The following is a 9,444-nucleotide window of genomic DNA, read 5'->3' as shown; positions in this document are numbered from 1 at the left end:
GGTAGTAAGATGTCGGACATCGCACAAGTACGATGTCCGACATCGAACAGGAGTGCTAGGGTCTCGCCGTGAGCAGCACTGAGCCGGCCTCCCCAGCGCGCCCACGCGAGAATCCCGGCGTCTACACGGCGCTGTCCCGCCGGCCCGTGACCGAGGTGATCACCGAGGTGATCACCGAACGGATCCGGTCGGGAAGCCTGCAGCCGGGGGACAAGCTCCCCGCCGAGCCCGAACTGGCCCGGCAGCTACAGGTGGGGCGGGGAAGCGTGCGGGAGGCGATCCGGACGCTGCACACCCTGGGGGTGCTGCAGGTCGTGCGGGGCCGCGGCACCTTCGTCGCCGAGCCCATGGGCCAGTCCCACTCGGAGCAGTTCGTCGGTCTGAGCTCGGTGGGCGGCACCGAGCTCGCCCAGGTCCTCGAGCTGAGGATCGCGCTGGAGACCGCAGCGGTCTCGCTGGCGTGCGTGCGGGCCACCGAGGACGACCTGGCCGAGATGCAGCGGCGGGCCGCCGACCACGAAGCGGCCGCCGAGCGAGGGGACGTCCACGCCGAGCACCGCACGGACGAGGACTTCCACGACTCCCTGTTGCAAGCGGCGCACAACCAGAACCTGCACTCGATGTATCGCATGATCGTGCCCCAGATGTCGGACTTCCGGCTGGAGACGCTCAAGCTCGAACGGTCGAGCCAGCGGTTCGTGCCCGGGCACCGCGACATCCTCAACGGGATCATCGCCCGGTCACCCCGCGAGAGCGGCAACGCGGTCGCCCGGCACATCGCGGGGCTGTACAAGGAGCTGCGCGCCGCGGTCGAGGAGTCCGGCGCGTCGGGCCGTCCCATGCTCGAGTTCTCCGAGCTGATCTCCTGCTTCACCTCCGACCCCGAAGCAGCCGGCTAACACACACTCACCGCCCCGCTCACACACCAACATCGGCGCTCGCACACCAACTGCAGTTCGTGTGCCGGCACCAGAGTTGGTGTGTGAGCGGCTGCGTGCTGCTCGCACGGCGCTGACGACAGGGGTCCTAGTCCGCGGGGCCGCCCGGGCACAGTCATGCCAACGAAACACACGTTTCGTTGGTTCATGATTCGATCGATATAACACAAACAGGTTCGAACGGTTCGAAAACTATGAACTGATAGCCTGCGAAACCATGATCGACGAGGCCGTACGCTGCGGCTACAGCAAGTGCCGGGCCGAGCTGCCCCCGCCCGGGCCGCAGGGCGGCAGGCGCCGCTCCTTCTGCCGCGAGACCCGCTGGCCGGGCGGGCGTAGCTGCGCCCAGATGGCGCGGGCGGAACGCGACGCCCTGGACGCGCTCGGCCTCGACGCGGGGCGCGTGACGTTCCAGCTGGACGCCGACCGGCTGCGCGAGCACGTCGACGCGCTGCGCGGGCCGGTGGCGGAGCTGGCCGAGGCCCTCGACGCGGTCCGGGCGCGGCTCGACGAGGTGGAGGGGGGTGCGCTCGCCGCCGTGGAGGCGGCCAACCGGGGCTCGGCGGAGGCCGAGTCGGCGCGGGTCGAGGCGCAGGAGGCCCGGGAGCGGGCGGAGCGGGATGCCCGGGTGGCGCGGGGGCAGGCCGGGCAGGCGGCGGAGGAGAAGGCGGCCGCCGTGGAGCGGGCCGCCGCCGCGGCGCGGCAGGCCCTGGAGGCCACCGAGGCGCTGGGTGCCGCCCGTCAGCAGGCGCAGGAGTCGGTCGCGGCCCGGGAGGACGCCGAGGAACGCGCGCTCGCCGCCGACCACCGGGCGGCCGAGGCCCTCGCGGCGGTCCGGGAAGCGACGGTGCGTACGGAGCGTGCGGTCACCGAGCGGGATGCCGCGCGCGACCGTGCCGAGGAGCGCCGGGCGGAGACGGAGTCCGTCCGTGCCGAGCTGGCCGATGCGCGGTCCCGGCTGGCGACGGCCCAGGCCGGGGAGGAGCGGACCCGCGCCGAGCTGGCGGACGCGCGCACCGGGCTCGCCTCGGCCGGGGCGGACCGCGACGAGGCCGTCGCGACGCTCGCCGCCGAGCGGGATGCCCGGCACCGCTGCGACCGCGAGCTCGCCCGAGCCAGGGACCGTGCGGAGTCCGAGGCGGCCCTGCGCGCCCGCGCGGAGGCGGACCTGGAGCGTGCCCGCGCCGACGCGACGCAAGCGCGGGAGGCGGGGGCGGCGGAGCTACGGGCTCTGGTGACGGCGGCGATCCGCGACGCCGCGCAGACGACCGATGCCGGACCGCCGGATGCGTGATGCCGGCGGAGCGCGTCACCAGGGAACCGGGTGGCCGTCCCTGGTGAACGTGCTCGTGGGGCGGGCGGTCCAACCGGCCAGGAACGCCCGGCACGCCTCGGCGGCGGCGCCGAGCGCGGCGTCGGTGCGGTGCAGCAGCCCGACCGGGCGCAGCTGCGGGCCCGGGTCGACGGTGTGCACGGCCACGGGCGGCCGCCCGGGCGCCTCCGCGACCGATCGCGCGACGAGCGCGACGCCGAGGCCGTGGGCGGCGAGGTCGCGCAGCCTCGGCAGGTGCGTGCTCTCGAACGGCACGCGCGGGGCGAAGCCGGCCGCGGCCGCGAGCCGGTCGAGGATCGCGCGCAGGCCGCTGTCGGCGGGCAGGCAGACGAACGGCTCGTCGCGCAGCGCGGCCATCGGCAGGGGGTCGGTTCCCGCGAGGGGATGGCCCGGCGCCGTGACGAGCACCAGCTCGTCGGTGAACAGCGGGGTGCGCGCGTACCGGGCGGGGAGTCCGGGCGGTGTGGGGCCGATCGCGAGGTCCAGGTCGCCGTGGTCGAGGCCGTCGAGCAGGCGGCGCAGCGCCCCGGACCCCAGCGCGAGCTCGACGCCCGGGTGCTGCCGGTGGAACGTGGCGAGGGCGGCCGGCAGGTCGAACGGGTCGAGGGCCTGGATCGCGCCGATCCGCACGCGCCCGGCCAGGCCTCCGGCGAGCCCGGCGAGGTCGTCGCGGACGGCGTCGAGCTCGGCGATGGCCCGCCGCGCCCGGCCGAGGACCAGCTCGCCGGCGTGGGTCAGCGCGACGGTGCGGGTGGTGCGGTGCAGCAGCCGCGAGCCGACCTCGGCCTCCAGCCTGCGGATCTGCACCGAGACGGCGGGTTGGGCGACCCGCAGGTGCTCTGCGGCCCGGGTGAACCCGCCGTGCCGGACGACCGCATCGAGGTACACGAGCTGGCGCAACTCCACGGATTCATAGTGCACGGCCATGAGTGTCAGCACGAACATGTCTTGGACTTATGAGTGGCACCGCCCCACGATGGCGGCATGCGCTGGTTCATCACTGGTTCCTCGGCCGGGTTCGGCCGCCTCCTCGCCGAGACCCTGCTCGCCCGCGGCGAGACCGTCGTCGCGACGGCCCGCAACCCGCAGGCCCTCACCGATCTCGTCGACGAGTACCCGGACGCGGTGCTCGCGCTCCCGCTGGACGTCACCGACGCCGGCCAGGTGCGCGCGGCGGTCGACGCCGCCGTGGCCGCGGGCCCGATCGACGTCCTGGTCAACAACGCCGGCCACGGGCTGCTCGGCGCGCTGGAGGAGCTCTCGGACGAGCAGATCCACGAGGTGCTCGGGGTCAACCTGCTGGGCGTGCTCGCCGTCACCCGCGCCGTGCTCCCGCACATGCGGACCCGGCGCCGGGGGCACATCGTGCAGCTGTCCTCGGTCGGCGGCGTGGTCGGGAACCCGGGTCACGCGATCTACGCCACCAGCAAGTTCGCGCTGGAAGGTGCGTCGGAGGCGCTCGCCGGGGAGGTGGCGCCGTTCGGGATCCGGGTGACGATCGTCGAGCCGGGCCCCTTCCGCACCGAGTTCCTCGGCCGCTCCATGGCGCGCGCCACGCCGATCCCGGACTACGAGGACGGCCCGGCCGGCGCGTTGCGGGCCCGGGACGGGCACGGGAAGCAGCCCGGCGACCCGGTCCGGGCGGTCGAGGCGATCATCGACGCCGTCCACTCGCCGTCGTCGCCGCTGCGGTTGCCGCTGGGCCGCTCGGCCGTCGAGCGGATCCGCGCGAAGCTGACCGGACAGCTCGCCGATCTGGAGGCCTGCGCCGAGGTGGCGATCGCCGCGGACCGATGAGTTCCGGGCGTTCCGCCGGTCTGCCGGTCATGGGAACCGATCTGGTCATCGAGGAACGAGCCGCGCAGCCGTACGTGGCGGTCCGGCGCACGATCACCGTGCAGACCTTCCCCGAGGTCGCCGACCGCCTTCCCGGGGTGTTCGGGTGGCTCGCGGAGCGTGGGGTCGCCCCGGCCGGTGCGCCGTTCTTCCGGTACCTCGTGATCGACATGGAGCGGGAGCTCGACGTCGAGGCGGGCGTGCCGGTCACGGCGCCAGTCGACAGCGACAGCGACGGCGACGTCCTCGCGGGTGTGCTGCCGGCCGGCCGGTACGCCACGGTCACGCACACCGGGCACCCGGACGAGCTGATCGCCGTCACCGGAGCTCTCCTCGACGAGGCCGCGGCACGCGGCCTGACCTGGGACGCCACCGAGACCGAGCGTGGAACCCGATGGGGGTGCCGGCTGGAGCTCCTGCTCACGAACCCGGCCGAGCAGCCGGACCCGAGCACGTGGGAGACCGAGCTCGCCTTCCGCCTTGCGGACTGAGGGCTGCGCTCTCGGGTGACGGCGGCGCTCGAGTGGCTTAATGTCGCCTCACCGTCCGTCACCACGCCCCGGGAGTCAGCCGTGTCCGACCCATCGACGCCGTCCATCGCCAAGGATGCGCCGCCACACCGGCTGCCGGTCCGGACGCTGTTCGCGGCGTCGATCGGGAACGCCATCGAGTGGTACGACTGGACGATCTACGCGACGTTCAGCATCTTCTTCGCCACGCAGATCTTCCCGAAGGAGAACGCGGCCCTCGCGCTGCTCAGCACGCTCGCCACGTACGCGCTCGCGTTCTTCTTCCGGCCGCTCGGCGGCTGGCTGCTGGGCCGGTTCGCCGACCTGCGGGGCCGGCGCACGGCGATGCTGCTGACGATCGTGCTGATGGCCGGCGGGTCGTTCATCATCGGCATCCTGCCGACCTTCGGCATGGTGGGCTGGCTCGCGCCGATCCTGCTGCTGCTCGCGCGCATCGGGCAGGGCATGTCGCTGGGCGGGGAGGTCTCCAACGCCTCGGCCTACCTCGGCGAGATCGCCCCGCCGGACAGGCGCGGCCGCTACTCGGCGTTCTTCTACATCTCCACCGGCGGGTCGGTGCTGATCGCGTCGCTGCTCGGCGCCCTGCTCACGGAGCTGCTGACCAAGGAGGAGCTGGCCACGTACGGCTGGCGCATCCCGTTCATCATCGGCGGCGTGCTGGGCATCATCGGCCTGTGGCTGCGCCGGGCGATGCCCGAGACCGAGCAGTTCGAGGAGAACAAGGCCAAGGCCCAGCAGGTTCAGCACCCGCTGTTGACCACGCTGCGCGACCACCCGAAGGCCGTCGGGCAGCTCATCGCGTTCACGCTGCTCTCGACGCTGTGCTACTACACGTTCTTCTCCGCGCTCACCCCGTTCGCGGTGACGTCACGGGGCGCCGACGCCAGTGAGGTGTTCTGGGCGCTGTCGATCGCGACCGCGATCTTCGTGGCGCTGCAGTACCCGATGGGCGTGCTGTCGGACCGGTTCGGGCGCAAGCCGCAGCTGCTGGTCTGGTCGGCCGCGACGGCCGTGCTGATCGTGCCGCTGTCCTCGTTGATCGGGCCCGGGTTCTGGAACCTGCTCGTCGTCTTCGTCGTGGGGCTGGGGCTCTACACCGCGATGACCTCGATCGCTCCCGCGATCATGAGCGAGCTCTTCCCCACGGAGCTGCGCGGGCTCGGCATCGGCGCCTGGTACAACCTCACAGTCGCGATGTTCGGCGGCACCGCCCCGCTCGTGATCCAGGCCCTGTCCGGGGTGGGCCTTGCGCAGGTGTTCTTCTGGTACGTCGCGGCGGGTGCCGTGATCGCGTTCGCCGTGATCCTCACCCTGCCCGAGACCCGGGGTCAGGTGCTGCGGTGACGGGCGCCCTCGACCTGCTGGGGGAGCTGATCCGGTTCCGGACGGTCGGCGGCGGCGAGGGGGCCGCGGCCCGGCACTGCGCGGCCCTGGTCGAGAAGGCCGGGCTCGACACGCAGCTGCTCGCCTGGGCGCCGGATCGGGAGCAGCTCGTCGCGCGCACGCCGGGCGCCGGCGGGCCGCCCCTCACGTTCACCGGTCACCTCGACACCGTGCCCGTCCAGCCCGACGACTGGTCCGTGGACCCGTGGGCGGCCGAACGCGACGGGGACAAGGTGGTCGGCCGCGGCGCGAGCGACATGAAGTCCGGAGTGGCCGCCGCGGTGGTCGCGACGGTCGAGCACATCGCCCGGCCCCACTCGTGCCGGGGGGTGCAGCTCGTCCTGACCGCGGGCGAGGAGACCGGCTGCACCGGCCTGGTCGGCCTGGACGCGTCCGGTCGTGACGCCATGGCCCGCGGCGGCCCGCTCGTCGTCGCCGAGCCGACGGCGGGCGCGCTCGTGGTCGCCCACAAGGGCGCCCACTGGATGCGGCTGCGCACCACCGGACGCGCCGCGCACGGCTCCGCGCCCGAGCTGGGCGACAACGCCGTGGTCCGGCTCGCGCGGGCCGCGGTGGCGCTGCACGACCACGCGGGCTGGCCCCGCGACGACCGCTTCGGGCCGGTCACCGCGAACGTCGGCGTGCTGCGCGGCGGCGTCGCCCCGAACGTGGTGCCGGACGCCGCGGAGCTGATGCTGGACATCCGCACCGTGCCGGGCGTGGACGCCGGGCAGCTGCGCGCTCAGGTGGGCCTGCTCGCGGGGGAGCGGGTGGACGTGGCCGACCACGTCGTGCTGCCGCCGCTGGACACCGGGCCCGACGAGCCGTTCGTCGGGATGGTCCGCTCGGCGCTGCAGGCCGTGGGCGCCCCCGACACCGTGGCTCCGCCCGCGCGGTTCTTCACCGACGCGTCCGTCCTGGCGGGCGTGCTCGGGGCCGACGGCTCGCCGGCCCCGACCGTCGTGCTCGGCCCCGGCGAGCCTGCGCAGTGCCACGTGGTGGACGAGTACTGCCTCGCCGGCCGGGTGGAGCAGGCCGTGGCGGTGTACCGGGAGCTGCTCGAACGGTGGTGCGCCCCGGCCTGACCGGGGTGAGCCGCGGGTGCGTCAGACCAGGGGGCTGATCGCCAGCACCCGGACGGCCTCGGCCACCGCGGCGCGGCGGGCCACCCGCACCGCCGTCTCGATCGGGCGCAGGGCCTCACGGCGCGCGGTGGCGGCGGATGCGGAGATCGCGCCGCCCGGCTCGTCGATCTGGGCGGCCGCGAGGATCGCCTCCACCTCGTCGGCGTGCTGCAGGACGCGCAGGGCCTGTGGCGGCATGCCCGCGGGCCACAGCGACGCCGGCCGGGCGCGCAGGGCGGCCGCGATCTCCTCCCGGACCCCGGGACGGTGCCGGGCGACACCGAGCGAGGTGAGGACCGAGGCCGACTGCCGCACCTGGTCGCGCAGGTCGCGCTCCGCATGGCTCAGCGCGACGAACTCCGGCGGCGGGCCGGGCTCGACCACCGGGTAGACGGTCCACCGCAGCACACCCTCGGCCACGGTGGTGGGCACGATGCCCAGACCCGACACGTCGTCGGAGCCGGTCTCCGGGAAGAGCACTCCCTCGCCCGCCGTCGTGGCGGCGGTGCTGAACACCCCGGGGCCGGGCAGCCCCCGCACGTCACCGGGCGCCGGCAGCACCAGGCGCGCCGGTCCGGCCGCACCCCGGCCGGCCGTGGCGCGCCGCAGCGCCGCCAGCAGGAACGTCAACGAGCTCACCGGCCGCCCCGGCGCGGGCAGGCTGGTCAGTTGTGCCGTGGCCGAGTCGGCGGCTTGGGCGTCGTGCGCGTCCGCCCACGGCGCGAGCGCGTCGAGGACGTCGTCGGGCGCGGCGGCGCCCACCAGCCAGGCCGAGGCCCACACGGTGAAGGTGGCGGAGGGGCAGGGCACAGCGTCAGGCTATCCACGTCCGAGTGCGGGAGCACTGCCGCCTCGGGGTGAACGTGCGCACGCTCCGTTGCCGCAGCTCACGCGCGGTGACCCGGCGTGTCGCGCTCGGGCGATGGTTCCCGGGCCCGGTAGAACGTGCGTGTGAGCCGTGCGCACGACTACCGAGGGGCCTTCGCCGCCGACGGGACGAGGATCCGGACGCGCAAGCAGATCCCGGAGGTCCCGGCCGAGCGGGGCCTCGTCGTCGAGGACCCGGCGAGCGGGTTCTGCGGTGCCGTCGTCGCGGTGGACGCGCATGGCGTCACCCTCGAGGACCGCGACGGCGGCCGGCGGGTCTTCCCGCTGCGGCCGGCGGCGTTCCTTCACGAGGGCGCACCCGCCACGCTCGTGGCGCCCGCGCGCACCCCGGTGGCGCCCGCCCGTTCGGCGTCGGGGTCGGTGCGCGTGCAGGGCCACACCGCCCGCACCGCGCGGGCGGCCCGGATCTGGGTGGAGGGCCTGCACGACGCCGAGCTCGTCGAGCGCGTGTGGGGCCACGACCTGCGGGTCGAGGGTGTGGTGGTGGAGCCGATGCACGGCATGGACGACCTCGCCGCCGCCGTCGCCGAGTTCGAGCCGGGGCCCCAGCGACGCCTCGGCGTGCTCGTCGACCACCTCGTGGAGGGGTCGAAGGAGACACGCGCGGCCGCCGCCGTCGCCGGCCCGCACGTCCTCGTCACCGGCCACCCCTACGTCGACGTGTGGGAGGCGGTGAAGCCGTCGGTCGTGGGGATCAGGCAGTGGCCGCAGGTGCCGCGGGGGACCGACTGGAAGACCGGGGTCTGCCGCGCCCTGAGGTGGGGCGAACCCGCCGACGGCGCGCGTCGCGTGCTCGGGGCCGTCCGCAGCTACCGGGACCTGGAGACGCCGCTGATCGGCGCGGTCGAGCGGCTCATCGACTTCGTGACCGCTTGACCCGTGATGCCCGATTCGTAACGGCCTGACCTCAGCTGATCACTCGGCCGGGTGGATCTGGCAGGATCTGCGGGCATGACGGCCGCCGTGATCTGGCTCATCGTCGGCGTCCTGCTGGTCGTGGCGGAGTTGCTGTCCGGTGAGTTCGTGCTGCTGATGCTCGGTGGGGGTGCGCTCGCCGCCGGCGGGGCGTCGCTGCTGCTCGCGGGTCCGGTGGTCGGTGGCGTCGTGTTCGCCGTCGTGTCGGTGCTGCTGCTCTTCGCGGTGCGACCGGCGCTGCGCAGGCGCCTCGACCGCGGCATCGATCCGGCCGTGATGCACCACCAGGCGTTGCTGGGGAGCACGGCGATCGTGGTGGCTAGGGTCGACGAGCACGGTGGCCGGGTGAAGATCGGCGGCGATCTGTGGTCGGCGCGTACGAGCGACGGACACCATGCGATCGAGCCCGGCGCCCGGGTCACCGTGCTGAGCATCTCCGGCGCCACCGCGGTGGTCGTCGCACAGGACTGACTATCTGACCTGCTCCGAGAGGGGGT

At 74.3% G+C, this 9,444-nt stretch carries 10 protein-coding genes; 8 read left to right on the top strand and 2 right to left on the bottom strand.

What is annotated here, in order from left to right; genetic code table 11:
• The first annotated feature begins 68 nt into the window (after nucleotides 1–68).
• On the top strand, nucleotides 69–899 hold the full coding sequence (locus ACU436_RS14900; RefSeq protein ID WP_459025555.1) for a FadR/GntR family transcriptional regulator: 831 nt from the start codon (nucleotides 69–71) through the stop codon (nucleotides 897–899).
• 256 nt (nucleotides 900–1,155) lie between these two features.
• On the top strand, nucleotides 1,156–2,232 hold the full coding sequence (locus tag ACU436_RS14895; protein ID WP_459025553.1) for a response regulator receiver protein: 1,077 nt from the start codon (nucleotides 1,156–1,158) through the stop codon (nucleotides 2,230–2,232).
• A 15-nt stretch (nucleotides 2,233–2,247) separates the two neighbouring features.
• Here ACU436_RS14895 and ACU436_RS14890 read toward each other — a convergent pair whose 3' ends face one another.
• Complete coding sequence (locus ACU436_RS14890) at nucleotides 2,248–3,177, bottom strand: LysR family transcriptional regulator (protein WP_459025551.1); 930 nt, start codon at nucleotides 3,175–3,177, stop codon at nucleotides 2,248–2,250.
• Between the two features lie 78 nt (nucleotides 3,178–3,255).
• Here ACU436_RS14890 and ACU436_RS14885 point away from each other — a divergent pair, with 78 nt between their 5' ends.
• The 4 genes from ACU436_RS14885 to ACU436_RS14870 all read left to right on the top strand — a co-directional run bounded on the left by ACU436_RS14885 (nucleotide 3,256) and on the right by ACU436_RS14870 (nucleotide 7,105).
• The gene (locus ACU436_RS14885) at nucleotides 3,256–4,068 is read left to right on the top strand and encodes an SDR family oxidoreductase (RefSeq protein WP_459025549.1); all 813 of its coding nucleotides are present in this window, start codon (nucleotides 3,256–3,258) and stop codon (nucleotides 4,066–4,068) included.
• 29 nt (nucleotides 4,069–4,097) lie between these two features.
• Nucleotides 4,098–4,598 (top strand): GyrI-like domain-containing protein, encoded by a 501-nt coding sequence (locus tag ACU436_RS14880; protein WP_459025548.1) that lies wholly within the window; start codon nucleotides 4,098–4,100, stop codon nucleotides 4,596–4,598.
• Nucleotides 4,599–4,679: 81 nt separating this feature from the next.
• Nucleotides 4,680–5,981, top strand: a complete 1,302-nt coding sequence (locus tag ACU436_RS14875) for an MFS transporter (protein WP_459025547.1) — start codon at nucleotides 4,680–4,682, stop codon at nucleotides 5,979–5,981.
• The gene (locus ACU436_RS14870; protein WP_459025546.1) at nucleotides 5,978–7,105 is read left to right on the top strand and encodes a M20 family metallopeptidase; all 1,128 of its coding nucleotides are present in this window, start codon (nucleotides 5,978–5,980) and stop codon (nucleotides 7,103–7,105) included. Before ACU436_RS14875 ends, ACU436_RS14870 begins: the two co-directional genes overlap by 4 nt.
• Before the next feature lie 21 nt (nucleotides 7,106–7,126).
• On the opposite strand, the gene ACU436_RS14865 is transcribed toward ACU436_RS14870, so the two are convergent.
• Nucleotides 7,127–7,954: a hypothetical protein gene (locus ACU436_RS14865; RefSeq protein WP_459025545.1), complete on the bottom strand. Its 828-nt coding sequence runs from the start codon at nucleotides 7,952–7,954 to the stop codon at nucleotides 7,127–7,129.
• Nucleotides 7,955–8,095: 141 nt separating this feature from the next.
• Here ACU436_RS14865 and ACU436_RS14860 point away from each other — a divergent pair, with 141 nt between their 5' ends.
• Nucleotides 8,096–8,908, top strand: a complete 813-nt coding sequence (locus ACU436_RS14860; protein ID WP_459025543.1) for a DUF3097 domain-containing protein — start codon at nucleotides 8,096–8,098, stop codon at nucleotides 8,906–8,908.
• A 75-nt stretch (nucleotides 8,909–8,983) separates the two neighbouring features.
• The gene (locus tag ACU436_RS14855; RefSeq protein WP_459025541.1) at nucleotides 8,984–9,418 is read left to right on the top strand and encodes an NfeD family protein; all 435 of its coding nucleotides are present in this window, start codon (nucleotides 8,984–8,986) and stop codon (nucleotides 9,416–9,418) included.
• The last annotated feature ends 26 nt before the right edge of the window (nucleotides 9,419–9,444 follow it).

The sequence above is a fragment of the Pseudonocardia wallangbongensis genome, assembly GCF_054486945.1.
The sequence above is the reverse complement of the archived record's forward strand: the minus strand, read 5'-3'. Positions and strand labels throughout refer to the sequence as shown.

Coding starts and splice junctions, on each gene's coding strand:
- ACU436_RS14895 (WP_459025553.1), top strand. CDS start 1,156: ATGATCGACGAGGCCGTACGCTGCGGCTACAGCAAGTGCCGGGCCGAG.
- ACU436_RS14885 (WP_459025549.1), top strand. CDS start 3,256: ATGCGCTGGTTCATCACTGGTTCCTCGGCCGGGTTCGGCCGCCTCCTC.
- ACU436_RS14880 (WP_459025548.1), top strand. CDS start 4,098: ATGGGAACCGATCTGGTCATCGAGGAACGAGCCGCGCAGCCGTACGTG.
- ACU436_RS14855 (WP_459025541.1), top strand. CDS start 8,984: ATGACGGCCGCCGTGATCTGGCTCATCGTCGGCGTCCTGCTGGTCGTG.